Origin of the sequence: Nonlabens xylanidelens (assembly GCF_002934445.1) — a bacterium.
In the GTDB taxonomy this organism is placed as follows: Bacteria; Bacteroidota; Bacteroidia; order Flavobacteriales; family Flavobacteriaceae; genus Nonlabens; species Nonlabens xylanidelens.
Genome location: NZ_PTJE01000011.1, coordinates 1 through 26045, shown reverse-complemented (window position 1 = coordinate 26045; position 26045 = coordinate 1). Strand labels below are relative to the sequence as shown.

The 26045-nt window shown below is 34.7% G+C and carries 25 protein-coding genes and 1 rRNA gene; 11 read left to right on the top strand and 15 right to left on the bottom strand.

Annotation, left to right across the window (positions count from 1 at the left end):
- The 11 genes from LY01_RS14815 to LY01_RS14765 form a co-directional block, all read right to left on the bottom strand.
- Positions 1–228: ribosomal RNA gene (locus LY01_RS14815) — 16S ribosomal RNA — on the bottom strand; the annotation flags it as partial.
- 397 nt (positions 229–625) lie between these two features.
- Positions 626–1978, bottom strand: a complete 1353-nt coding sequence (locus LY01_RS14810; RefSeq protein ID WP_104516786.1) for an MATE family efflux transporter — start codon at positions 1976–1978, stop codon at positions 626–628.
- Between the two features lie 53 nt (positions 1979–2031).
- Positions 2032–3441 (bottom strand): M20/M25/M40 family metallo-hydrolase, encoded by a 1410-nt coding sequence (locus LY01_RS14805; protein WP_104516785.1) that lies wholly within the window; start codon positions 3439–3441, stop codon positions 2032–2034.
- Positions 3434–4312 carry a PPK2 family polyphosphate kinase gene (locus LY01_RS14800; RefSeq protein WP_104516784.1) on the bottom strand — a complete coding sequence of 293 codons (879 nt, stop codon included), beginning with the start codon at positions 4310–4312 and terminating at the stop codon, positions 3434–3436. Before LY01_RS14800 ends, LY01_RS14805 begins: the two co-directional genes overlap by 8 nt.
- 1 nt (position 4313) lies before the next feature.
- Positions 4314–5477, bottom strand: a complete 1164-nt coding sequence (locus LY01_RS14795) for a sigma-54-dependent transcriptional regulator (RefSeq protein ID WP_104516783.1) — start codon at positions 5475–5477, stop codon at positions 4314–4316.
- Positions 5478–5479: 2 nt separating this feature from the next.
- Complete coding sequence (locus LY01_RS14790; protein ID WP_245890768.1) at positions 5480–6397, bottom strand: DUF6268 family outer membrane beta-barrel protein; 918 nt, start codon at positions 6395–6397, stop codon at positions 5480–5482.
- Complete coding sequence (locus LY01_RS14785) at positions 6366–7268, bottom strand: mechanosensitive ion channel family protein (protein ID WP_245890766.1); 903 nt, start codon at positions 7266–7268, stop codon at positions 6366–6368. The genes LY01_RS14790 and LY01_RS14785 overlap by 32 nt, the downstream gene beginning before the upstream one ends.
- Positions 7253–8548, bottom strand: coding sequence for an ABC transporter permease (locus LY01_RS14780; RefSeq protein WP_104516782.1), 1296 nt, complete (start codon positions 8546–8548; stop codon positions 7253–7255). Before LY01_RS14780 ends, LY01_RS14785 begins: the two co-directional genes overlap by 16 nt.
- Entirely contained in the window at positions 8541–9470 is a 930-nt protein-coding gene (locus tag LY01_RS14775) for an ABC transporter ATP-binding protein (protein ID WP_104516781.1), read from the bottom strand. Before LY01_RS14775 ends, LY01_RS14780 begins: the two co-directional genes overlap by 8 nt.
- A gap of 279 nt (positions 9471–9749) precedes the next feature.
- Complete coding sequence (gene dnaJ / locus LY01_RS14770; protein WP_170034670.1) at positions 9750–10886, bottom strand: molecular chaperone DnaJ; 1137 nt, start codon at positions 10884–10886, stop codon at positions 9750–9752.
- On the bottom strand, positions 10886–11428 hold the full coding sequence (locus tag LY01_RS14765) for a nucleotide exchange factor GrpE (RefSeq protein WP_104516779.1): 543 nt from the start codon (positions 11426–11428) through the stop codon (positions 10886–10888). The genes dnaJ and LY01_RS14765 overlap by 1 nt, the downstream gene beginning before the upstream one ends.
- Before the next feature lie 235 nt (positions 11429–11663).
- Between LY01_RS14765 and LY01_RS14760 the strand changes: the two genes are divergently transcribed.
- On the top strand, positions 11664–12329 hold the full coding sequence (locus LY01_RS14760) for a YceI family protein (protein ID WP_104516778.1): 666 nt from the start codon (positions 11664–11666) through the stop codon (positions 12327–12329).
- A 101-nt stretch (positions 12330–12430) separates the two neighbouring features.
- Positions 12431–13210 carry a hypothetical protein gene (locus LY01_RS14755; protein ID WP_104516777.1) on the top strand — a complete coding sequence of 260 codons (780 nt, stop codon included), beginning with the start codon at positions 12431–12433 and terminating at the stop codon, positions 13208–13210.
- 9 nt (positions 13211–13219) lie between these two features.
- On the opposite strand, the gene LY01_RS14750 is transcribed toward LY01_RS14755, so the two are convergent.
- On the bottom strand, positions 13220–14131 hold the full coding sequence (locus tag LY01_RS14750; protein WP_104516776.1) for a TIGR01777 family oxidoreductase: 912 nt from the start codon (positions 14129–14131) through the stop codon (positions 13220–13222).
- 118 nt (positions 14132–14249) lie between these two features.
- Positions 14250–14660, bottom strand: coding sequence for a DUF2141 domain-containing protein (locus LY01_RS14745; protein ID WP_104516775.1), 411 nt, complete (start codon positions 14658–14660; stop codon positions 14250–14252).
- Positions 14661–14903: 243 nt separating this feature from the next.
- Here LY01_RS14745 and LY01_RS14740 point away from each other — a divergent pair, with 243 nt between their 5' ends.
- The 4 genes from LY01_RS14740 (at position 14904) to LY01_RS14725 (ending at position 18695) form a co-directional block, all read left to right on the top strand.
- A complete protein-coding gene (locus LY01_RS14740) occupies positions 14904–15701 on the top strand; it encodes a UDP-2,3-diacylglucosamine diphosphatase (RefSeq protein ID WP_104516774.1) in 798 nt (265 codons plus the stop codon).
- A gap of 68 nt (positions 15702–15769) precedes the next feature.
- Positions 15770–17338 carry an ABC transporter substrate-binding protein gene (locus tag LY01_RS14735; RefSeq protein WP_104516773.1) on the top strand — a complete coding sequence of 523 codons (1569 nt, stop codon included), beginning with the start codon at positions 15770–15772 and terminating at the stop codon, positions 17336–17338.
- 246 nt (positions 17339–17584) lie between these two features.
- Positions 17585–18079, top strand: coding sequence for a CIA30 family protein (locus LY01_RS14730; RefSeq protein ID WP_104516772.1), 495 nt, complete (start codon positions 17585–17587; stop codon positions 18077–18079).
- A gap of 7 nt (positions 18080–18086) precedes the next feature.
- Positions 18087–18695, top strand: a complete 609-nt coding sequence (locus tag LY01_RS14725) for an HD domain-containing protein (RefSeq protein ID WP_146080452.1) — start codon at positions 18087–18089, stop codon at positions 18693–18695.
- 37 nt (positions 18696–18732) lie between these two features.
- Here LY01_RS14725 and LY01_RS14720 read toward each other — a convergent pair whose 3' ends face one another.
- Entirely contained in the window at positions 18733–19320 is a 588-nt protein-coding gene (locus tag LY01_RS14720; protein ID WP_104516770.1) for a porin family protein, read from the bottom strand.
- A gap of 179 nt (positions 19321–19499) precedes the next feature.
- Between LY01_RS14720 and LY01_RS14715 the strand changes: the two genes are divergently transcribed.
- From LY01_RS14715 to secA, 5 genes are all read left to right on the top strand, one after another.
- The gene (locus tag LY01_RS14715) at positions 19500–19931 is read left to right on the top strand and encodes a MarR family winged helix-turn-helix transcriptional regulator (protein WP_104516769.1); all 432 of its coding nucleotides are present in this window, start codon (positions 19500–19502) and stop codon (positions 19929–19931) included.
- A 58-nt stretch (positions 19932–19989) separates the two neighbouring features.
- Positions 19990–20553: a YceI family protein gene (locus tag LY01_RS14710; protein WP_104516768.1), complete on the top strand. Its 564-nt coding sequence runs from the start codon at positions 19990–19992 to the stop codon at positions 20551–20553.
- A gap of 237 nt (positions 20554–20790) precedes the next feature.
- Positions 20791–21363 (top strand): cob(I)yrinic acid a,c-diamide adenosyltransferase, encoded by a 573-nt coding sequence (locus LY01_RS14705; RefSeq protein WP_104516787.1) that lies wholly within the window; start codon positions 20791–20793, stop codon positions 21361–21363.
- A gap of 222 nt (positions 21364–21585) precedes the next feature.
- On the top strand, positions 21586–21807 hold the full coding sequence (locus tag LY01_RS14700) for a DUF2795 domain-containing protein (RefSeq protein ID WP_015360681.1): 222 nt from the start codon (positions 21586–21588) through the stop codon (positions 21805–21807).
- A gap of 117 nt (positions 21808–21924) precedes the next feature.
- On the top strand, positions 21925–25293 hold the full coding sequence (gene secA, locus LY01_RS14695; protein ID WP_104516767.1) for a preprotein translocase subunit SecA: 3369 nt from the start codon (positions 21925–21927) through the stop codon (positions 25291–25293).
- Positions 25294–25394: 101 nt separating this feature from the next.
- Here secA and LY01_RS14690 read toward each other — a convergent pair whose 3' ends face one another.
- On the bottom strand, positions 25395–25796 hold the full coding sequence (locus LY01_RS14690) for a DoxX family protein (protein WP_245890764.1): 402 nt from the start codon (positions 25794–25796) through the stop codon (positions 25395–25397).
- Positions 25797–26045 lie beyond the last annotated feature (249 nt).

Below are 26045 nucleotides of genomic sequence, written 5' to 3'. Positions count from 1 at the left end.
ATCTATTACCGTAACCTTTAATTATCAAACCATGCAGCTTAATAATACTATGAGGTCTTAATCCAAATTTCTTCGGGCTATCCCTCAGTAATAGGTAGATTGTATACGCGTTACGCACCCGTGCGCCGGTCGCCATCTTCTAGCAAGCTAGAAATGCTGCCCCTCGACTTGCATGTGTTAGGCCTGCCGCTAGCGTTCATCCTGAGCCAGGATCAAACTCTTCATCGTCGAATCTTTTAAAGATCATTTAATTATATGACTTTATCGAAACCACTCAATTAGCTTTGTGTCTATCTTATTTTTTTAACCTACTGTTATTAAAACAATAAATCTTTTTTTTGTGCTGTCAATATCTCAATGAACTCCTTCAAATACCTTAGTTAAAATCTTACTGCAAATCTTCACGACTCACTAACTGATCTTTTAACCTATCTGAAGAACATTTGCCTCGTTAAACATTTAGCTGTTTTCCTAAGCGGCTGCAAATATACAACCCCTTTTGTTTAAATTCCTAACTTTTTATTAATAAAATCGAAATAAAAATAAAGCAATTAATTAATTCTTTACTTAACAATGTTTTACAATATATTAAAATTAAAGAAACATTACCTCAGTTAGAAAACCCTTATAAAATGACATTATCTTCATCTCGAGGAGAAGCCAACAAATATTTATATCTGTAATACATTAATCCAAATGAAAGAGTTAAACCTGTTAATAATCCTATCCAAATCCCCTGCAAGCCTAAATCAATATACTTACTTAGTACATATGATATAGGTAAACCAATCACCCAATAAGACACGAAACATATAAGACTAGGAATCCAGACATCTTGTAGCCCTCTTAGTGCACCTAACATTACGACTTGAAAACCATCACTAAGCTGAAAGAAGGCAGCTATTAAAAGAGCTCCCGCTGCTAGTTGCACAACCTCCCAGTCATCGATATATAAATACGGAAGTTGATTTCTGAATAAAATGAAGCACAATGCAAAAAACAGTTCAACAATAAGGGTCAACAAAAATATAGACTTGACAATCCTTTTCAACTCGTCAAATTGATTCAATCCTTTTTGATTACCGACTCTAATAGTAGCCGTCACACCTAATCCTACTCCAACCATAAAAGTTAATGCTGATAGATTCAATGCTATTTGATTTGCAGCCTGACTACTAGTCCCAAGCAATCCAGATAAAATAATCGCAGCTGTAAACAAGCCTACTTCAAAAAACATTTGCAGAGCAGTAGGAAAACCTAGGTTCAACAATTTTGTAGTAATACCTGTAGATTTGACCTTTACGAAAACGAGATATTGTTTCAATTCCTTTTTAGTTAACAAGAAAGCTAGAACTATCAACACCATTACTATTCTAGAGATAAACGTTCCAATCCCTGCACCTTCTACCTCTAATCTTGGAAAACCGAACTCTCCGTATATAAACAAAAAATTCAAAAATACATTTATCAGATTAGCTATTATAGAAGCTGTCATGGAGTAGACCGTTTTTGATAAGCCATCAATAAATTGCTTGATAGCCTGAAACATCATTAACGGAATCAAAGACAATGCAACCCATCTCATATAAGGGATAGCCAATTCCACAACTTCTTTAGGTTGATCTAACATAGACAAAATAGGTTCACAAAAAAGAACCACAAAAGTCAATAGCACACCTATTATCGTACATAATATAAAACCTTGCTTAAAAATTGAGCCTATTCTACCTATATCCTTTTTAGCATCTGCTTCTGAAACAAGTGGGGTTATCGCAAATGAAAAACCGATACCTATGGAAAGCGCTATGAAAATTAATGTATTTCCTAAAGATACAGCCGCAAGTTGTGCCTTACCTAACTTACCTACCATAACATTATCTGCTAGGGCTACTAATAAATGCGCTATTTGCCCTACCATAATAGGTACAGCTATTTTTAAATTTGTAGAAAACTCTCTTGTATAATCTTTTAATGCCATCTTGAATTGTAAAGAGGCGCAAAAGTAATGAGATTCAAGATCTATACAACCATCTAATCCATGCTATTATCAACCACTCCATACTGGTCAAAAAGATAAATTAAGCTAGTCATTGTAGCCGCCCCTAATTCTAATTCTCTTTTATTAACCGCATCAAAAGTATCATTTGCAGCGTGATGAAAATCAAAATATCTTTGGGAATCAGGGCGTAGACCAGCCAGTACTGTACCACTATCTTTTAGTGGACCTACATCTGCACCACTACCTCCTTTTTCAAAGTAATGAATTAGGTAAGGTTTGAAAAGCTTTTTCCATGAATGAACAACCTTCATTTGATCCTCTGTCGCATCAAAGCTAAAACCTCTAGGCGAAAAACCACCTGCATCACTTTCTAAAGCAAAAATATGATTTTCGCTTTTTGCCTTTGCTTGTTTTGCATATTCACGAGCTCCTTTTAATCCATTTTCTTCATTCATGAATAACACGACTCTTATTGTTCTCAAGGGCTGGTAATCTAATTTTTTCAATGTTTCTAAAACCTGCATAGATTGCACTACACCAGCACCGTCATCATGACTACCATCACCTAAGTCCCAAGAATCTAAATGACCACCTACTATAATTACTTCATTAGGGTACTTAGTTCCCTTAATCTCTCCTATTACGTTATAACTTTCTACATCACCCCAAACTGTGCAGTCTTGTTTTAAGAAAAACTGAAGATTCTTATCTAGAGACAAGTAAGTATGCAACTTTTCAGCGTCGTTTGTACTTATTGCTGCAGCCGGAATATAATTCTCTACATCTAGGTCTCCATAACTCATTGAACCTGTATGTGGGTAATCGTCCAGTCTCAAATTCATTGATCTAACTATGACACCTACAGCACCGTATTTACCAGCTTCTTCCGCACCACTGTATCGTTGATCTACACAGCCACCGTATGCCTCAAAAGTTTGAATTTTTGTAGGATCCATAGGTCTGTTATAGAACACTATTTTACCTTCTATTTCTTTTCTCCCTATTTGGGCTAATTGCTCTAAAGAAGTAACCTCTACCACTCCAGCCTTTATACCAGCCTCTCTAGTGGGAATAGAACCACCTAATGCACACACATTAACATTAATAGTTGAAAAATCATTTAATTGTATGTATGCAAATTCTGGAGTACCTCGTGTCCATTTAGGCACCATTACAGATTGTAATTCTGTGCGAGAAGCAAATTTTGCTATTTCCTTTTCTGTATACTCTACAGCTCTTTGAGCTTGTATAGAACCAGATAATCTTCCTCCTATATTATTAGAAAGATAATCTAACCACTCATAACTTTTGGACTCTGTAAGGCTATAGTCATAAATACTCTTAAGCATTAATGAATCTGCTTGAGATGTTTGTACTAGTTGCGCTTTCGCGAAAGCGGAACACAACAAAATAAAGAATCCAATAGTATGTAGTTTATTCATTTTCTAGCTCTTCAATGTATTTTTTAATATTTCCTGAAACCTCATCATCTATTTGAGGTGGCTGAATGTACTCTTTTTGAGAAAGAGCATCCACCAGTATTTTTGCGACCAATAATCTAGCCATAGGTTTATCGTCTGCAGGGATAATGTGCCATGGAGCAACGTCTGTATGCGTGTGTCTAATAGCCTGTTCATAACAGTACATATATTTATCCCACAGTTTACGTTCTTTAAGGTCGTCTTTTGAGAATTTCCAATTCTTTTCTGGTGTTCTCAATCTTCTTAACAATCGTCTTTTTTGTTCTTCTTCACTTAAATTAAGGAAAAACTTAAAGATAAAGGTCCCGTTTTGAGTTAGTTCCTTTTCAAAATTATTGATCTGATTGTAACGCATTTGCCAAAAGTCTTCTGTAGCATCTTCTGGACCATTAAAATCAGGTAAATTCTCTGCCATGAGATATTCTGGATGTACACGAGTAACTAAGACATTTTCATAATGAGTTCTATTAAAAATCCCAAAATGCCCCTTAGAAGGTAGCGCTATATAGTGTCTCCACAGATAACCGTGAGATAATTCTAAATCTGTAGGGACTTTAAAACTGTGTTGTACAACACCTCTTACATTAAAATCTTTAAACACCTCTCTTACCAGACTGTCTTTACCAGAGGTATCCATACCTTGAAAACACACCAGTACCGCATGTTTATCATGTGCATAGAGTCTTGCTTGAAAATCTGCAAGTTCTCTTCTTACTTTTTCTAGTTCCTTTTTTGCTTCTTTTTTTGAAAGCACCTCCTTAGGTAACGTAGAATGTTCTTTAAGCTGCAACTTTGTAGATGCCTTGAATTCTTCTGAATAGATTTTATACATATTATTTACTTGCAAAAAGTTTTACGTCGGACTCGCTTATTTCTTCACCACCTAATATAATGAGTCGTTCTACAACGTTGCGCAACTCTCGTATATTACCTGTCCAATCGTATTCTTGTAATAATTTAAACGCTTTGTTCTCAAATTTCTTTGCTGCATTCCCCTGCTCTTTGGCAATTTTTGCTGCAAAATGATTAATGAGCAACGGTATATCATCACGTCTATCATTAAGAGCAGGTACATTAATTAATATTACTGCTAGTCTATGATATAAATCTTCTCTAAATTTTTTATCCTCTATCTCTTGTTTAAGGTCTTTGTTAGTCGCTGCAAGAATTCTTACATCTACCTTTATATCCTTATCACTACCTACACGTTGTATTTTATTTTCTTGCAAAGCCCGTAATACTTTGGCTTGCGCTTTGGCACTCATGTCTCCTATTTCATCTAGAAAAATAGTACCACCATTTGCTGCTTCAAATTTTCCTGCTCGGTCTTTATTTGCACCAGTAAAACTACCCTTTACATGACCGAATAACTCGCTTTCTATTAACTCGCTAGGTATAGCAGCACAATTTACCTCTATAAAAGGACCTTTTGAACGGTCGCTTTTTTCATGTAACCAGTGGGCAACAAGTTCCTTACCTGTTCCGTTTTCTCCAGTGATTAAAACTCTTGCATCTGTAGGCGCTACTTTTTCAATGATATTTTTGATAATAACGATTAACTCGCTATCTCCTATCATCTCATAGTTTTTACTAACTTTTTTCTTGAGACGTTTATTCTCTACAACTAGCTTTTTATTATCTAAGGCATTACGTACCGTGTTTAAAAGCCTATTTAAATCTGGCGGCTTTGAAATGTAATCAAAAGCTCCTAAACGCATCGTATTTACTGCCGTATCTAGATCTCCATGTCCTGAGATCATGACGATAGGGATTTCTGGCTTTATTTTCTTAACAGCCTCTAGAACCTCTACACCATCCATTTTAGGCATTTTTATGTCACAAAGAACAAGATCATAATCGTTATCCTTTATCAACTCTATACCTTCTAGACCATCTACTGCCTCTACTACATTGTAATCTTTACTTTCTTCAGATAATATTTTACTTAAAACGCGACGTATCGCGCCTTCATCTTCTATAAGGAGAATATTTGCCATTATTATATTTTAAACTTTATTCCTATTCTAGAATAAAACGTATTAGTATCATTAAGTGTTACCACATCATCACCATTATCATCTCTTAATCTTATGTCATTGATAAATGTATAACCTGCATAAATATAAGCCGAAATATGCTTAGTAAAATTATGCTGATAACCAGGCCCGAACATTGCAACGGTCATTGAAACATCTTCTGCAACACCTCTTGTGGTAGGCTGGTCGTTTTGAATATTTGCATAAAAACCATCTAGACGCGCATATAATTGCACATCATTTTTTTCATTGAATCTATATTTAAGATTCATTTTAGGAGCACCTAATGTAAAACTCCAGCTTTCATTAAGTTCTCTATAGTAATTAAGATACGGTAATGGGAAAGGCCTACCTGCTGTGGTCGAATACTGCACTCCTACTACTAGTTGCCATGGTTTACCGCCATCTTCTCTTTTCTTCTCGTTTTTAATAAAATAAACACTACCTACAAAAAAGTAGTCGTCGCTACGTGCTTTTCCCTCATCAAAATTTGATGCTACTAGAACACCGGTTCTAGATCCAAAACGCCAGTTATTTTTCATAGGAAATGTATAGCCCAGCGCCACTTGAAAACTCTCGTATCTATCAGAACCAAAATCTGTGGCTCTAAAATTATCTTTAACTAAATATTCTACGTTTCGGTATTCTAGGTAAGGAACGAGATAACTGGCCTCTCCTACTTTGAGTGGTACATTTACAAAAGTCCTGAATCTTCTAAAACTGTTATCAGAATTACTCTGAGGAAAGTATGTGTACTCTGCTCTAAAAAGATCTGTTCCTTGTGAGTACGCTTTCGCGAAAGCGAAAACACAAAATACTATACAACTAGTTCTAATAATCTTATTTAATCTAGTCATTTTTCCTATTGTTAGATTCTTCATTTATTGAAGATTTATTTATAATATGAATATCTCTTTGTGGGAAAGGAATACTCACGTTGTTTGCTCTGAACGCTTTATCTATATCAAATCGTATAGCACTCTTAATACGAGGCTCTGTAAAAGCATCTTTTACAAAAAAATAAACCGCAAAATTTAATGAACTGTCGCCAAATTCATTGAACATGACAAATGGCTCGGGACTTTGCAGCACTCCTTTTTGATTACTGACACATTCTATAAGTAATTTTTCTATTAATCTGGTATCACTACCATAAGCAACACCCACATTTACTTGCTCTCTGGTTTTAGGATGGTTTTGAGTATAATTATAAACTATTTCTGACATAAAAAGATGATTAGGTATAATCAATATTTTATCGTCACGAGTAATTATTCTCGTACTCCTTAATTTTACCTCAAAGACACGACCAACTTTGTTATTAATTTCAATAACGTCATTTACTAGAACAGACCTATCTGTTAAAATAGTTACCCCAGCAATTATATCTTTAAACAGATCTTGCAGTGCAAAACCTAAACCTACAAATAAGGCGGCACTAGCTGTTAAAAGCCCTGTCAGGTTTACACCACTAGAATGCAAGACTGATATAATTACAATTATATAAACAATGTAATTAAAGAATTTAAAGGCACTCTCAAATTTAAGTTTATCTGGAATATCCATCTTGCGTGTAACTACTTTTCTAATACCTCTCAATATTAGTGTGGTTACTAAAATGGCTAATACAGCAAGAATAAGCATCCAGGTATTTAAATGAAAACCTCCATTCTTACCTGATGATATAATCTCATAAGTGAGAAACTCCTGTATCTTATCCCAATTCAAACTCATAATTAGTATCGCAGCCATTTATACAGCTCTTTCCAATTTGTCTTTTTACCGTACATTAAAATTCCTATTCTATAAATTTTTGCAGCTAGCATCGCTACACCTATTATACTTATGTATAACAACAACATACTTAATGCTATTTCCCACCACGCGATCTCGCCAAAAGGTATTCTCATTAACATCACTATAGGTGAGGTTAATGGAATGTATGAAAATATTACTGCCACAGTACCATGAGGATTATCCATGACTGAAAAGAAACCTACATAAATTGCTAACATTAATGGTAAAATTACCGGCAACATAAACTGCTGTGTATCTGTTTCATTATCTACAGCGGCACCTATCGCTGTATAAATAGATGCATATAAAAAGTAACCTCCCATAAAGTAGATAAAGAAACAAATCAATATTTTGAGAATAGGCAGTTGAACAATGTCATTTGCAATTAACTGAAACTTATTAGGATCTTGTGCTTGTGCAAGCACGTCTGCATTTGCAGGTGTAGAAAATGCGTCTACTCCAAAAAAGGTGGTCGCAACTATCATTAATATAAAACCGACTATTACCCAAATTATAAATTGGGTGATACCAGCTAAAGAAGTTCCTGTTATTTTACCTATCATAAGATAGATAGGTTTTACACTACTTACTATAATCTCAATAATACGATTTGTTTTTTCTTCTATTACAGATCGCATCACCATATTACCATAGATGATAATGAACATCATTAACAAATAACCAGCGATACCACCTGCAGCTATTTTAATCCAGCCAGACATTTTACTGGTCTTTTCTCCTGTAAAATTTTGTACTTGAATCTCCTTAGTTACTTTACGACTATTGATCACATTAATATCAATACCAGCATCTTTCAGATTATTAGCGGTAGCCTCTTTATTAATTTTATCTTCAATAGATTCTAAAAAACCTTGAGATGGAGAGTCGTCCGAGTAGAAACTTAGGTCAGCTAATTGTCCTTTTTGCGCTTCTATTAATATCAAACCATAGTAATCTGCTTCTTTACTTGCAGTTATCGCAGCTTCTTTAGAAATACCATTAAGTTTAATGTACTCGTTGCGGTTATTTGATTCAAATAATGAAATATAATTATCTTCTGTTTGATCTAAGATGGCAATTTTTCTACTCGTATCAGAATTTATACTTGTTAACCAGCCTATCAATAAAGCAACACCCACAAATATTAACGGACTTACAAAAGTCATGATAATAAACGTTCTATTTCTTACTTTATTAAGGTATTCTCTTTTAATAATAAGCCACAATTTATCCATGTTGCTGTACAGTTTGAATGAAGATATCATTAACGCTAGGAATTACCTCACTAAAATGGGTTAATTCTCCTAATTGTGTTAATCGATTTAATGCACTAGGTACATCTATATGAGTAGGTATTTGAATTTGAACATCTAGCGTATTATCTAATCCAGATAAAACTATAGGTTGCGCATTAAATTCTACCGGTATTTGTTGAAAAGCAACGTCATTATTTTGACAAATTAAAGACACCGCATATTTGCGATCTCTATAGCGCTGTTTAACATCGCTTAGCTTGCCTTGTAAAACAAGGTTAGATTTATTAATAAGTGCTATATGGTCACACATTTCTTCTACACTTTCCATACGGTGAGTAGAAAAAATGATAGTTGCTCCATCATCTCTTAATTTTAAAATTTCGTCTTTAATAAGATTTGCATTTACTGGGTCAAAACCAGAAAATGGCTCATCAAAAATCAATAAACTAGGCTCGTGCATGACAGTAACAATAAATTGTACCTTTTGCGCCATTCCTTTAGAAAGTTCTTCTAGTTTTTTATTCCACCAGCCTTCTATACCTAATCTGTCAAACCAGTATGTCAGTCTATCTTTTGCCTCTGCTCTTGACAGACCTTTAAGCCTGGCTAGATAAATGCACTGCTCACCTACCTTCATAGATTTATAAAGCCCACGCTCTTCTGGCATGTACCCTATATCTTCTATATGATTAGGTTTTAATTGCTCGCCATTAAGAAGGATCTTCCCTTCGTCTGGCATTGTAATTTGATTTATGATTCTTATAAGTGAGGTTTTACCAGCACCATTAGGTCCTAACAAACCATAAACACTTCCTTTGGGTACTGAGATAGATACATCATTTAATGCTGTATAATCCCCATATACCTTTTTTATATGTATTGCTTCTAATGCGTTTACCATCTATCTATTAATTGCGCTAAATTAACAAGAACGCTACGGTATTGCTAAAGATTTAGAATAAATTAATAGGAATGCCAGTTAAAAAAAATATGTAGATCATGTAAATATGTAGATTCTATAATTTAAAACCCTATTAATTACAAAAGGTCATAAAAAAACCCACCTCCCTAAAAATAGGGAGGTGGGAAAAATTGCTATGAAAAAGAAAAATAACAAATGGTTGGTTGACCATTCGTTGGCATAAATATATACTATTTTTTCTAATTCATTAAGTTTTCTTTAAGAAAACATGTCTTTCACTTTTTCAAAGAAAGATTTATCTCCTTTTTCAGGAGCTGGATCAAAATTTGAATCTGTCATCATGCTTTCAAAAAATTCTTTTTGCTCTTTAGTTAAATTACGAGGCGTCCATACATTTACATGTACTAACAAATCTCCGGTAGCATACCCATTAAGATTAGGCATTCCTTTACCACGTAATCTTAAAATCTTACCACTCTGTATTCCTGCTTCTACCGGTATGCGTACTTTTCCTGTTACTGTCTGGATTTCTTTAGAAGTTCCCAAAACAGCTTCAGGTACACTTACATATAGATCATAATGAAGATTGTTCCCCTCACGCTGTAACTCTGCATGTGGTTTAACTTCTATATCAACAAGTAAATCTCCACTAACTCCATTTCCTGGTGCGTCATTTCCTTTTCCAGAAACTTTAAGACGCATGTCCGACTCTACACCTGCAGGAATTTGAATAGTTACTGTTTCTTCAGTAGCTATCATTCCTTGAGCATCTGCTCCAGCTGGTTTGTTATTTAAGATTTGCCCTGCACCACCACATGTATTACATGGCGCAGCAGTTTGCATGCGACCTAGTATAGTGTTTTGAATTCTAGTAACCTGACCGCTACCATTACAGGTAGTACATGTTTTATAAGAAACTCCAGGAGCTTGTTTTTTACGTTTTACTTTAACTTTTTTATCGACACCGTTTGCAGCTTCTTCTAGTGTAAGAGAGACACGTATACGTAAATCTTTTCCTTTTACTCTGCGCTGGCCTCCACGACCACCGCCGCCGAAACCACCAAAACCGCCGCCGCCACCGCCGCCGAAAATATCACCGAACTGACTGAAAATATCGTCCATGTCAAAACCTCCAGCACCGCCACCGCCGCCGAAACCGCCTGCGCCTCCAGAAGTATATGCCTGGTGACCTAACTGGTCATAACGAGATTTTTTTTGTGGATCACTTAAAGTTTCATAAGCCTCTGCAGCTTTTTTAAAGTTCTCCTCTGCTGCGTCATCTCCAGGGTTTTTATCAGGGTGGTATTGAATTGCTTTTTTTCTATAAGCTTTCTTTATCTCTGCCGCTGTTGCACCTCTTTGAATATCTAATATGTCGTAGAAATCTGCCATAATTATTGTCCTATAACTACTTTAGGAAAACGTATAATTTTGTCTCCTAGTTTATATCCTTTTTCAATCACGTCTACTATTTTACCTTTCATATCATCACTAGGTGCTGGTATTTGAGTAATTGCCTCGTGTACGTCTGCATTAAAGGTATCTCCTGCTCTCACGTCAAATTCTTCTAGACCTTTATTATTTAAGGTATTAGTTAATTTGTTTGCAATTAACTTTACACCACTTGTCAGTTGCTCGTCTTCAGATTTATTGATCTCTACCATTGCTCTGTCAAAATCGTCTAAAACTGGCAGCATGTCTTTTAAGACACCTTCTCCTGCGGTTTTAAATAATTCTATACGCTCCTTTGCGGTACGTCTTTTAAAGTTCTCAAACTCTGCAAACAGACGTAGGTATTTTTCTTTTTCTACTTGTAATTGATCTTCTAGAATTTCTACATCGCTGCGCTCGTCTTGTACCTCTTCAGTTACTTCTTGCTCCACAACCTCAGGTGCTTCCTGATCTTTCAAGTCTTTTTCGTTTTTATTCTTTGCCATCTTCTGACGATATATTTTAAATAAATTCAACACTTTTTTATCGAGGTGTTTTTAAGGGTTACGCTTTCGCGAAAGCGAGATAGCCACAATAATTTTCACCTACCTAGACGCGATAAGGCAAAAGTGTTGCCATTTAAATTTGTGTGTCAAAATGTCACCGAGAATAATTAATATAGATTTAACGATGTTATTTGTCTATACATTTAGTTTTGTGATTCAATTAAACATAAGAATAATGAAACGTAATTTATTGAAAATCGCAGGTATGGCTCTAGTTGTTGCTTTTACCGTAGCTTGTAAAGAAAGTAAGAACGAAGTAGAAGCAATGGATAGTGAAGAAGCTGCTGTTGCAACTGTAGAGGCTGTTACTTTTAATGTAGATACTGAAGCTTCTAACATCGCATGGATAGGTTCTAAGCCTACTGAAGATCATACTGGTAACATTTCTCTTGCTAGCGGTATGGTTAAAGTAAATGGTGATGTTGTTGAGAGTGGTGAATTTACTATAGACATGACTTCTATCGAGGTGACTGACCTAGAAGGTGATGCTGCCGGTAATTTAAAAGCACACTTAGAAGGTACTGTAGAAGGAAAGGAAACTGACTTTTTTAATACTCCTAAATACCCTACTGCAAAATTTGTAGTAACAGGTCTTAAAGTGACTGATAACAATACGACTCTAGAAGGAAACCTTACTCTTAAGGATGTTACTAAGAAAATCGCTTTTGACGTTACTGTAAAGTATGATGGTGATAAAATGATGCTTACTAGTGAAGACTTTACGATAGATAGAACAGACTGGGGTATCCAGTATGGCTCTAGTAACTTTACTGATATAGTTGCTAACAAAGCAATATCTGATGATATTACATTAACTTTAAACATAGTTGCTACTAAGTAATTATTCTTTTAAAGTCTTAATTTTAAAAGCCTTGCAATCTAAGATTGCAAGGCTTTTTTATTTATGGGTAAGATGGTATTTTTACTCTCTCAACTTTTTCCATGAAAAACTTTTTACTCTCCACGCTTTCTATATTTTTCTTTATCACTACTACTGCACAAGAAGTAGAGTTTATGGATCCTGATTTAATCAACACGTTATATGATTATGAGCAGGTAGAGATAGACTCTGTTCTCACTATAAAATTACCGTCTGATTTTTTTGAAACTACCGAGAGTGAAGATGGAATTGAGTCTCACTACTGGTTCGGTTATGGAGAGAATGACGTGGTTTATATGGTACATCGTGCTAGAATAGATGAGAGAATATGTCTATCTAACAGGCGTGAGTTAAAGAGTTATTATGATAACACCTTAAATGACTGGACCAAAGATGAGGAAATCAAAGTGGTCAAAGATAAACGTGTTGTAGAGAACGACGTGTACCAAGCTTATTATATCTATAACGAAATGGATGAAGACGGAGAAGAGATGATCCAGAATTCTTATCGATTAGTCCAGATTAAAGAAACTCTTTATCAGATAGGCGTTACACAACCTTTAAAAACTAAGGACAGATCTGTGGATGAAGATTTTTTTAATAGTATAGTGATACAACCAAATTTTGCTTTAAAAAATCAATATACAGCGTGTGGCACTTTTGATTTAATTTTTGGTGATGAAGATGACGACTCTTCTACTACCGCTTATGAAATAGGTGAAATTTTAGGTGGCTTTGCTTGTGTTGCTATATTCTTATTACTATTCGGTCTAGTAATATTTTTTATGGTTAGAACTAATAGAAAGAATAAGCAAAAGGAATGGGATCAATTTAATAGTTAAGCTATTGCTTTACTTTAAATAACTCCTTAAAGCTGCTTCTAATTCTGGGTATTTAAAAGAATAGCCTTTTTCTTCTATTCTTGAACTACTAGCATGCTGACTAGCGAGAACTATAGAAGACATTTCACCTAGCATTACTTTCATTATAAATTCTGGTACGTTAGGGAGAAACACTGGTTTACCCATCACTTTTCCTATCCTATTCATCATAGGTCTATTTCTTACAGGATGTGGAGCAACACCGTTATATACACCTTCTAACTCGTGATTAAGTATGTGGATGAAAATACCAGATAAATCGTCTATAGCGACCCAACTTTGCCACATTTTACCGTTCCCAAATCCTGATCCTGCATAAAACTTAACCGGTTTAGACATTTGCTCTAACGCACCACCTTTGCCAGAAAGTACTATTCCTATGCGCACAATGGCATGAGTGAGGCCTAGTTCTTTAAATTGAGTTCCTATTTTTTCCCATGCGATACAAACATCTGCTAAGAAATTTGTTGCCGTAGGTGGTATCTCATCTTCTCTCAATGCTTTACCGTCTTGATCATCTGGATAAATACCTATAGCGCTAGCTGTAACCACATGCTTTACTTGATGTTCATTCTCTTTAAGTAAATTTAAAAGCAAGTTAGTACTGTCTATACGACTGTTGAGTATGCGTTTTTTTGCTGCGTCTGTCCATTTTTGAAAAACAGTCTCACCTGCTAGATGCACGATAGCATCTACACCATCTATACACTTTGCATCTATAGTCATCTCTTTTACATTCCATAAAAAGCCTTTATGATTATCGCTGCTTTTTATGGCGCTCTTTCTGGTAGTTAAATAATGAACCGTATGTCCTTGAGACAATAAATCTTCTGATATTTTTGAGCCCACTAGACCAGTTGCTCCTGTAATAAGTATAACCATGTTACGAAGTTAATTCTCAAACTAATGCGATACCATTATGTTTTAAATTAATTAACAACAAATAATAATCCTGACCCAATGTCCTTTAATAAAGATAGATGGGTCAGGTGTAAGCATATTATAATCGCACTGCAATTTCTTTATCACTTTCTATAGTAATTTTTGCATCATCCCAAGAAGGTGGGCCGTAACTCATAGGGTTATTACTCATACCATAAGCCTCCTTAGGCATTCCTTGATCTGTAAAATCCATTTGATTATTACCGTTTTTATCATGTAATACCATAACCGCATATTCTCCTGCTGGAATATTTTCAAATATCGCAACAGCAACACCGTCTTTAATTTCTACGGTTGCAGATTGTAATGGGGCAGCTTTCATGAATTGGTTTTCTGTACTTAGACTGTAAACCATAGTACCTTGATCATTCTTTGCATTATCGACAGTAACTTTTAAAGTAAAAGTCTCTTGTGCACTTAGAGCCAAAGAGAATAATAAAACGATAATAGTAGTAAAAAGAGTTTTCATAAGTAAGTATTTTAATTTGTTAGACAGGACAAATATGCAGCACTTTTCTAGTTGAGAATAATTGCATTAACCCAACTGTATTATTTCCTTACTCAATTGTAAAAAGAGGATACCAACAATAGTATCAACAGTTTAGTTTTAAATTAATGACATGATAACATAGGGATAAAACCAATGGAATAAAAAACTGCTTATTTTGAATAAACCGATTTTGTAAAAAAACGTCCCGTAGAACTCGTAGTAATTTCTGACTCACATCTGGGTACTTATGGCTGTCATGCGTTAGAGCTTAATCAGTATCTCAAATCCATACAACCAGCACATTTAATTCTCAATGGAGATATTATAGACATATGGCAGTTTAGAAAAAATTATTTCCCTAAAGAACACCTTAAAGTCATTAAGAACATTATTAAACTAGCCAGCAAAGGGACTAAAATCACCTACATCACTGGTAATCATGATGAGATGTTACGCAAATTTTCTCCTACCATAATCGGTAATATTACACTAGTGGATAAGGTAATTCTAGATCTAGACGGTAAGAAAACTTGGGTTTTTCATGGAGATGTATTTGACGCCAGTATACAGCACAGTAAATGGCTAGCAAAACTAGGCGGTTATGGTTATGATTTTCTAATAGTTTTCAATCAGCTTATAAATTGGTTTTTATTGCGGCTAGGTAAAGAGAGATATTCATTATCTAAAAAGATCAAAAACTCTGTAAAAGGTGCTGTAAAATTTATTTCAAATTTTGAAAAGACAGCTACAGATCTTGCGATAGAAAATGGATATGATACGGTAATATGTGGGCATATCCATCAACCACAAAAAAGAATGGTTTATAATGACAAAGGAAAAGTACTGTATTTAAATAGCGGTGACTGGATAGAAAACCTTACTTCATTAGAATACCATAATGGAACCTGGCAAATCCTTACCCATCCACCTTACCATAAAAAAGAATCATCTATAGAAGTCGATGATATAGAAGAAATTAATCTGCCTAGTCTTATCGCATCTATAAGTTCTCCACATTGATTATAGAATATTATTAAATAAACCGACTATTTTCATTTTTTAAATAAGGCATCTAATATCTTTACCTTATGAATAGATATGTGCTCGTTTTACTTTCCCTTTTTACTTTGATTTCTTGTCAGAATCAAGAACAAAAGATAGATACATCTACCGTATTTAGATATAATGAGCATGCAAATGTGACTAGTCTAGACCCAGCTTTTGCAAAGGACCAACGTAATATATGGGTTTGCAACCTGCTTTATAATGGCTTAGTAAAACTAGATAATCAGCTAGAAGTGGTGCCCGATCTTGCTAGCCACTGGGAAATTGATAGTACTGGTACTTCTTATAAATTCTATATTAAAGAAGGTATTTATTTTAATGACGCTTTCGCGAAAGCGAGAACCGTAACAGCAACAGACTTTAAATATTCTCTAGAACGACTAACAGACCCAGCGCTAGCTTCTAATGGTGCCTTTGTTTTGAAAAATGTCACAGAAATCAATGTTTTAGATCCATTGCAATTAGAAATTAAATTAAAGCAACCATTCCCTGCTTTTTTAGGCTTGCTTACCATGAAGTATTGCAGTGTCGTACCAGACGGAAGCTCTAATTTAAGAGAGCAACCTATAGGCACAGGACCTTTTTATCTAAAAAAGTGGCAAGAAAATGTAAAGATGGTATTGCGTAGAAATAACAATTATCATGAAAAAGACATAGACGGTAATGCCCTACCCTATTTAGAAGCCGTTGCGATTACTTTTAAAACAGATAAGCAAAGTGAATTTCTAGAATTTGCTCAAGGCAACTTAGATTTTATAAATGCCATAGACCCTAGTTACAAAGATGAATTGTTAACTACTAGTGGTGATTTAAAAGAAAAATACATTCCTACCGTAAATTTAAAAAAAGCTCCTTTTTTAAATACCGAATACTTAGGCTTAAAGATAGATTCTAAAACTACTGAATTACAAAGTCAGCAATTGCGCCGAGCAATTAATATGGGATTTGACAGAAAAAAAATGATCAAATACCTGCGTAATAACATAGGTACACCAGCAGTGCATGGTTTTATACCTAAAGGAATACCTGGTGGTGGCATAGTAAAAGGCTACTCCTATAACCCTACGCAAGCTAGAAATCTAGTGCAAGAATACATAGCAGCATCTGGTAACCAGTCTCCTTCTATAACTATAAGCACAGGTGCTAATTATCTAGATTTATGTGAGTTTATTCAAAAAGAATTACAAAAAATAGGTATCAACACTGCCGTAGATGTAATGACACCATCTACATTAAGAGAAGCTAGAAAAGCTGGGCAATTAGACATTTTTAGAAGCAGCTGGATTGCAGATTACCCTGATGCCGAAAATTATTTATCGCTTTTTTACTCTGGTAATTTTGCTCCTAACGGTCCTAATTATACCCATTTTAAAAATAAAACTTTTGACTCCTTATATAAAGAAGCGTTATCTACCGCAAGCGCTTCTACTAGAAAACAGTTATACATTAAAATGGATAGTATAATTATTAAAAATGCGCCTATTGTACCCTTATATTACGATCAAAGTGTACGTTTTATATCAAAGAATGTAGAAAACTTAGAGAGTAATGCCGTGAACATGCTCGATCTGACTAGGGTAAAAAAGAAATAATTATAAGTTACATAATCTATAGGAAAAAACGCATATATAAGTTGATCTCATAAAGTTATAACAACTATAAAGGTCTAATCAATTCAAATTTAGATATTTGTATACTTAATGTGTTTCTACACATTTACTTTTGAATCATTTAAAATCTTTAATCTTACCGATAGCAAGACCTAAAGAGCTAATAATGGATAAAAAAGAGCTTAAAATAAGAAACTGTAAAGCAATCTATACCTTATCTTTCCGCCTATGATGGTCAACAATGTATTATTTGATTTTGATTCTAAAAGCGATTTAGAAAACTGGAGTGTCTTAAACGATACGGTAATGGGAGGTACTTCAAAAAGTTCTTTTGAACTTAATGAAGAAGGTCATGCTGTTTTCAGTGGTAAGGTTAATCTTAAAAATGATGGTGGTTTTGCATCGGTAAAATACGATTGTCCTGACACTAAATTAGGAGACACATCGATTGCTGTCTTAAGAATCAAAGGTGATGGTAAAAATTACCAGTTACGTTTTAAAGAAACAGAATCTGACTACCATTCTTATATTATCACATTCCCTACAACTGGAGAATGGGAAACTGTAGAACTAGAAGTAGATGAGATGATACCATCCTATAGAGGCCGTCAGTTAAATATGGAAAACTTTCATCACACCATGATAGATGAATTAACGTTTTTCATAGGTAATGGTGAGGAAGAAACTTTTGAACTTCTTATAGATAAGATAGAGTTTAAGTAAAATCAAGTTGAGAGATTTATTTTATAGCACATTAAATAACTATACAAATGATATAGATTACGTTAATGATTTCTATAGTTATATCATAAATCAATACAACTCTAGCTCTAGGTTTTACCACAATATAGATCACTTAACATTCATGTTCAAGGAATTAGCTCAATCGAGTATTCTTCCTTTAAACCGTGATGCATTAATCTTAAGTATTTTCTACCATGATGCTATTTATAAATCTACCAAAAAAGATAATGAGTATCAAAGTGCGTTGATTCTTGAAAAGCACCTTGCTAAAACTGATTTTAAACATGTAGAGCTCTGTAAAAATCAAATTAATGCCACTAAGAATCATGCAACCAGCTTAATAGATCCTGACACTAATCTACTTATAGATATAGACCTTGCCATATTAGGCCATAAAAAAAACGTTTATCAATTATATACTGAAAACGTAAGAAAGGAATACAGCATACACCCTAAATTCATTTATAACCCTGCACGTAAAAAAGCGATGCAGCATTTTTTAGAACAAGATCGCATTTTTAAAACCGACGAGTTTTATAATACTTATGAATCTATGGCTAGAGATAACATATCTAAAGAAATCAATAATTTATAAGAGTCCATCCTGGGACAGACTCTTATAAATGTATGAATTACAATTTAAGACTTAACGCTACAATAATTTGCTCTGGTCTAGTGTCTATTGTTACCGGCCCTCCTATAGATACATTATTATTTATAAAAGAAACCTCGTTGTCATTAAAACCACGTTCATATCGCACGTCTATACCTAGATTACCTAGATTTACTCCTACACCAAATTGGGCTCCTACAGTAAAATCTTCTGACACATCACTTAGTTCTACGTCTTCTAAATCTGTATCAACTACATACTGTAAAGATGGACCTGCAAATACATGTAGTGGACCTATAACATTAAACCCTACTAAAATAGGAGCATCTAGTTTCTGTAAGTCAAATGTTACTCCATTATATTCATTACTCAATTTTGTATATTGTATTTCTGGTCTTAAATAAATAGGCCCTAAATCTAGCTTACCGAATACACCTATATGATATCCCAACTTTTCATCTGGGTTATCGATTATAGTACTTCCATTTTCTTTTAAATCTCCAGTAGATCCATAGTTTAATCCAGCTTTGATACCAAAACCGTCATCTGTTTGTGCCACACCTATCGTCCCGATAAGTAATAAGCAAATCATTAAAAATTTCTTCATAGTAGTTTAGTTTTAATTATAACGCAGTAAACATCTTTATTATTGAGTAAATGTCATAATCAAATTACGCAATATTTCTTAACATTTTTGTAAAATCAACTTTAACATTTTCATATACTTAAATCAATTATTCTTAAATACATTTGTACCAACAACTAATACAATAGTAAATAACAAATATGATTATAGATGATTCTTCTGTTCCGCTTTCGCGAAAGCTAATAACTACCATCATAAAGAAAGGAGCCAAAGTCACTGAGACCATAAGTTCTACAGTTAAGGAACAAGGCATCACTTTACAACAGTTTAACGTATTGCGCATCCTGAGAGGTCGCAAAGGGAATGCTGCTAGTTTACAAGACGTGAGTAAAGATATGATTCACGCAAATTCAAATACAACAAGAGTTATCGATAAACTAGTCGATAAAAAATATGTAGATCGCATACAATGTCCTAATGATAGAAGACAAATAGAACTTACTATCACAAAGAAAGGACTAGATGTACTAGCCATTCTAGATGATAAAGTAAACAATGCCGAAGCCGAAATAACTAAAGGTCTAAATGAAGAATCTATGACCTCTTTAATTAATGAATTAGAAAAAATATAAAACATTTACCTTAATACTTGTATAAACAAATAACATATAAACAATTAATTTAATACCTATGAACATTATCCTAAAATCAGCTATGATACTTGCCGTTGTTGCAGGAACTAGCTTAATCACTAAAGAAGTAAAAACAGTAAACGTTGAGACCAGCACAGCAGTATGGACAGGTAAGAAATTTGCCGGTAGCCATAGTGGTACTATTGACTTAAAATCTGGACAACTAGAGTTTAACAATAAGCAGCTTACTGGTGGTGAATTTATTATAGATATGAGCAGTATAGAAGTTACAGACCTATCAGGTGGTACTAAAGCTAAATTTGAAGGACACTTAAAAAGTGATGACTTCTTCTCCACTGCAACGCATGAAACAGCTACTTTAAAAATAACCAAAGTAGATAACACAAGCTCTCCTTATAAAGTTAGTGCTAACTTAACTGTAAAAGGCATCACAAACCCCATCACCTTTGACCTTACCACTACAGAAGACACTGCTACAACACAAATAGTGATCGATCGCAGTAAATACGACGTAAAATATGGTTCTAAAAGTTTCTTCTCTGGTTTAGGAGATAATTTTATATATGATAATTTTGAAGTAGATATCACTTTAAAATACTAACAATACGATTATGTAATTATAAATCTCAAGAGCAATCTTGAGATTTTTTTTTGTTTACCACTTACCTTTCTTTTAGAATACCACTTCCCTATCTTTGATGTTTAACCTAAATTATGATTCCGTTTTTATTCATTAGTGGAATGGCCGTGTTGTATTTTTTAGGCACTGCTAGTCACAATGCTTTTAAAAGATCCAACAAGAAACGAGATTATAAGAAGAGATTTTATAAACGACGCAATGAAAATATATACTAAGACAGGAGACAAAGGTACTACAGCACTATTCGGTGGTACACGAGTACCTAAACATAATTTAAGAATAGATAGTTACGGTACTGTAGATGAGCTCAATTCATGGATGGGACTTATAAGAGATCAAGAAATATCAGTACATACCAGTAAAATCATCAACCTCATTCAACACCATTTATTTACACTAGGTGCTATTCTTGCTACTCCTCCAGAAAAGGAAACGCTTAAAAACGGCAAAGACCGACTTAACATCTCAAAAATTAGTGATGAAGAAATAAACATGTTAGAAACCGAAATGGACGATATGGACAAGGAATTACCACCTATGACTCATTTCATCCTTCCTGGCGGCCATCCATCTGTGTCATATTGTCATATTACAAGAACAGTTTGTCGTAGGGCAGAACGCTTAGCGTCAGAACTTAATGAGATCACACCTATAGACCCACAAGTTTTAAGATATCTCAACCGACTATCTGACTACCTATTTGTATTGGCACGTAAATTGTCTAAAGATTTACAAGCCGAAGAGATAAAATGGATCCCAAATAAATACTGATTTTCATTTTATTCAGAAACTGTAACTAGCGCTCGTAAGTCGCGATAACAGTAACATCTGTATAAAAGAAAATAACAATGTGGGGCAACTGATGAGCATTTTCAGCAAACATTTTGATTTTCAAAAGCTTAGACGCTCTTGTAAATCTTGAAATCAAAGTAAAAATAACTTGCATAAATCGACGAGAAGTTTATTTTTGCAAAAAACTTAACGAGTAAAAATATGTATTGGACACTAGAACTGGCATCTTATTTAAGTGATGCGCCTTGGCCTGCAGAGAAAGATGAATTGATAGATTATGCAATTCGTACTGGAGCACCTTTAGAGGTAGTGGAAAATTTACAAGCCATTGAAGATGAAGGTGACTTATATGAGTCTATTCAAGAGATCTGGCCAGATTATCCTACAGACGACGATTACCTCTGGAATGAGGACGAATACTAACGATCAGAGTATCGGATAAAAAGTCTCCAAAAGAGGCTTTTTTTTTGCTTTAATTTCAGATATTAGCACGAGCAGTTTGTATTTTTTAAACTGTTATAAATCAAATAAATAAAAACCATGGGACTATTAGATTCCGTTTTAAAAGTATTCGTAGGCGATAAGTCTAAGAAAGATATAAAAGAATTACAGCCTATTGTAAACAAAATTCTCAAATTTGAGCCTCTTCTAGAGCAACTTACCATTGATGAATTAAGACACAAAACAGTAGAATTTAAAGAAAAGATTGCTGCTGCAAAGGCTGACACGCTATCTAAAATAGCATCACTTAAAGAAACTGCAGAGAACGAAGAAGACATCGATAAACGTGAAGAAATCTATAATGAAATAGATCAATTACAAGATGTAGCTTATGAGCAAACTGAAGCCGTTCTTAATGAGATCATGCCAGAGGCTTTTGCTGTAGTTAAAGAAACTGCAAAACGTTTCTTCCATAATTCTGAATTAAGAGTTGCCGCTACCGCTAGAGATCGTGAATTATCTGGTACCGTTGATTATGTAAGCCTAGATAACGACCATGCTATATGGCAAAATTCTTGGGATGCGGCTGGTAAAGCAATCACATGGGACATGATTCATTATGATGTTCAATTAATAGGTGGAGCAACTTTACATAGTGGTAAAATTGCCGAAATGCAAACTGGAGAAGGTAAAACACTTGTTGCTACCTTACCTGTTTACCTTAATGCACTTACCGGTAATGGTGTACACGTAGTTACTGTAAATGATTACCTAGCAAAACGTGATGGTGCATGGATAGGGCCTCTATTTGAATTCCATGGTCTTACTATAGACTGTATCGATTATCACAAACCTAATTCTGAAGAAAGACGTCAGGCATATCTTGCAGATATTACTTATGGTACGAACAACGAGTTCGGTTTTGATTACCTGCGTGATAACATGGCGCATGCGACTAAAGATCTAGTACAACGCAAGCACAACTATGCGATTATTGATGAGACCGATTCTGTTCTTATAGACGACGCTCGTACCCCATTAATTATTTCTGGACCAGTACCACAAGGTGACCGTCAAGAATATGATGTATTAAAAGCTCCTGTAGATAACATCGTTAATGTACAGAGAAAAGAACTGGTACAAACTCTTGCACAAGCTAAAAAGCTTATTGCAGACGGCGATGCAAAAGAAGGTGGTAAACAATTACTACGTGTATTCCGTGGATTACCTAAAAACAAAGCATTAATTAAATTCTTAAGTGAAGAAGGTATCAAAACGTTACTTCAAAAAACAGAGAATTTCTACATGCAAGATAACAACCGTGAAATGCCTAAAGTTGATGAGGCACTTTACTTTGTTATAGATGAAAAAAACAACCAAGTAGAACTTACCGATAAAGGTATAGAATTCTTATCTGGTGAAGACCAGCCTGACTTCTTCGTCATGCCAGAAGTAGGTATGGAAATTAACCGTATCGAGAATGCAGGCCTATCTGCAGAGGAAGAAGCTGAGAAGAAAGAAGATCTTTTCCGTGAATTCTCTGTTAAGTCAGAGCGTATTCACACCCTTAACCAATTACTAAAGGCTTATACTCTTTTTGAAAAAGATACAGAGTATATCGTACAAGGTCAGGATATAAAAATTGTAGATGAGCAAACTGGTCGTGCTATGGAAGGACGTCGTTATAGCGATGGACTGCACCAGGCTATTGAAGCAAAAGAAAATGTAAAAATTCAAGATGCTACTCAAACCTTTGCCACTATTACCTTACAGAATTACTTCCGTATGTATAGAAAGTTATCTGGTATGACTGGTACTGCGGTAACTGAAGCTGGTGAATTCTGGGAAATCTATAAACTAGATGTAGTAGAAATTCCTACTAACAGACCTATCGCACGTGATGACAGACAAGATCTTGTTTATAAAACTAAACGTGAAAAGTACGGTGCAGTTATAGAAGAAGTAACTAAACTTAAAGCAGCTGGACGTCCAGTACTTATAGGTACCACTTCTGTAGATATTTCAGAGCTTCTTAGTAGAACACTACAAAGAGCAGGAATAGATCATAACGTATTGAATGCAAAGCAGCACAAACGTGAAGCAGACATCGTTGCAGAGGCTGGTAACCCAGGACAGATAACTATTGCAACAAACATGGCCGGTCGTGGTACAGATATTAAATTATCTGACGAGGTAAAAGCAGCTGGTGGTCTTGCCATTATAGGTACAGAGCGTCATGACTCTCGTCGTGTAGACAGACAGTTACGTGGTCGTGCTGGTCGTCAGGGTGATCCAGGAAGTTCTCAATTCTATGTATCTCTAGAAGATAACTTAATGAGACTATTTGGTTCTGAGCGTATGGCAAAGACTATGGATAGATTAGGAATGAAAGAAGGTGAAGTAATTCAGCATTCTATGATCTCTAAATCTATTGAACGTGCACAATCTAAGGTAGAAGAAAATGCTTTCGGTGTTCGTAAAAGATTATTAGAGTATGATGATGTAATGAATGCGCAACGTGAAGTAATTTACAAGCGACGTCACAATGCATTATTCGGTGATCGTCTTGCGGTAGATATCGCAAACATGATTTATGATATATCAGAGAACATTACTAACGGTAATAAACAAGCTCAAGACTTTAAAAACTTTGAGTTTGAATTAATCCGTTATTTCTCAATGAGCAGCCCTATTACAGAAGAAGAGTTTGCTGCCAAAGATGATAAGACGATAACAGATATTATATACTATGCTGCTTATGAACACTATAAGCAAAAAATGGAGCGCACTGCCGCAGAGGTATATCCTGTTATCAAGAACGTAATGGAAAATGACGAGCGCAACTATGAGCGCATCGCTGTTCCATTTACAGACGGTATTAAAACTCTTAATGTTGCAACTAATTTACAAGAAGCATATGATTCTGAAGGACGTTCTTTAGTAACTGACTTTGAGAAAAACATTACTCTAGCCATTATAGACGAAGCGTGGAAAACACACCTACGTAAAATGGACGAGTTAAAGCAGAGTGTACAACTAGCTGTTCACGAGCAAAAAGACCCTTTACTTATCTATAAGTTTGAAGCTTTTGAATTATTCAAAGTAATGATTGACAAAGTGAATAAGGACGTAATAGGTTTCATGTTTAAAGGTGATTTACCATCTAGAGATGCCGCAGCAATAAGCGAGGCAAGACAGAAACAAGCAGAAAAGACGAGTACGCAAAAAGAAGAAGTTCTTAATAGTGACGAGCAGGCTGCAAAAGCTAGAGCCGTAGGCGCTGGCGCTAGTCAACAGCAACAACGTCCTCAAGTAACAGAAACTATCACTCGCGACCAACCTAAAATAGGTCGTAATGATAAGGTGATTATCAAAAACGTGATGACAGGAGAAACTAAAGAAGCAAAGTACAAAGCTGCGCTACCTTTAATCAATTCTGGACAATGGGTTTTAGATAAAAAAGCATAGTTAGAATATATTTCCGCTTTCGCGAAAGCGAGAACAAAAAAATGCCTTACTGAGAAGTGAGGCATTTTTTATGTAAAGAAAACTGAAGTTATCTAACTAGTTTATTTCTTGAACAAATTATCTAAAGACCAACTATTTAAATGTAAAAACCAAATAAGAAAAGTAAAAAATGCTGCATGGATCAATTGCGAATTTATCACTGCCCAGTTTTCTACCAGACAGCTCCCAAAAATTAAAGAGATCATTACCACCATACCACCCACTGAAGCTTTTTTAGTAAATAAACCTAGTACTAATAGAATCCCTATTACAAACTCTGCAACGGTAAGTGCATACCCAAAAGGAGAAACAAGAAAATCAGGCAACATAGAGTCGGCAAATTTCTTTACCATTCCTTCACTGAATTTTGCGATTTTAGGCAACCGCACCAGTCCATGACCTAACATACTTACTCCTATTGTTATTCTAGTTAAAACGTAAACAAGGTTTTTATTTTCCATCATATTTAAAATTTAAACAGCAACAATACCTGTATTTAATCCTAGCTAATAAATCTTCTTGTTCTATAACATACAAGAAATAAGCTTGGTCTTATCCGACAATCTGTAAAACTGTTTTATCAATACATAAAGTTAAAACAATAATGCTTTCAAAGTTTCATCATTAACATTATGGTATGATTTTATAACAATTCGCTCTGTCCTCACACATCCCAGAAATTTGCTCAAGCAAATTATCAGGGACTAAGGCGA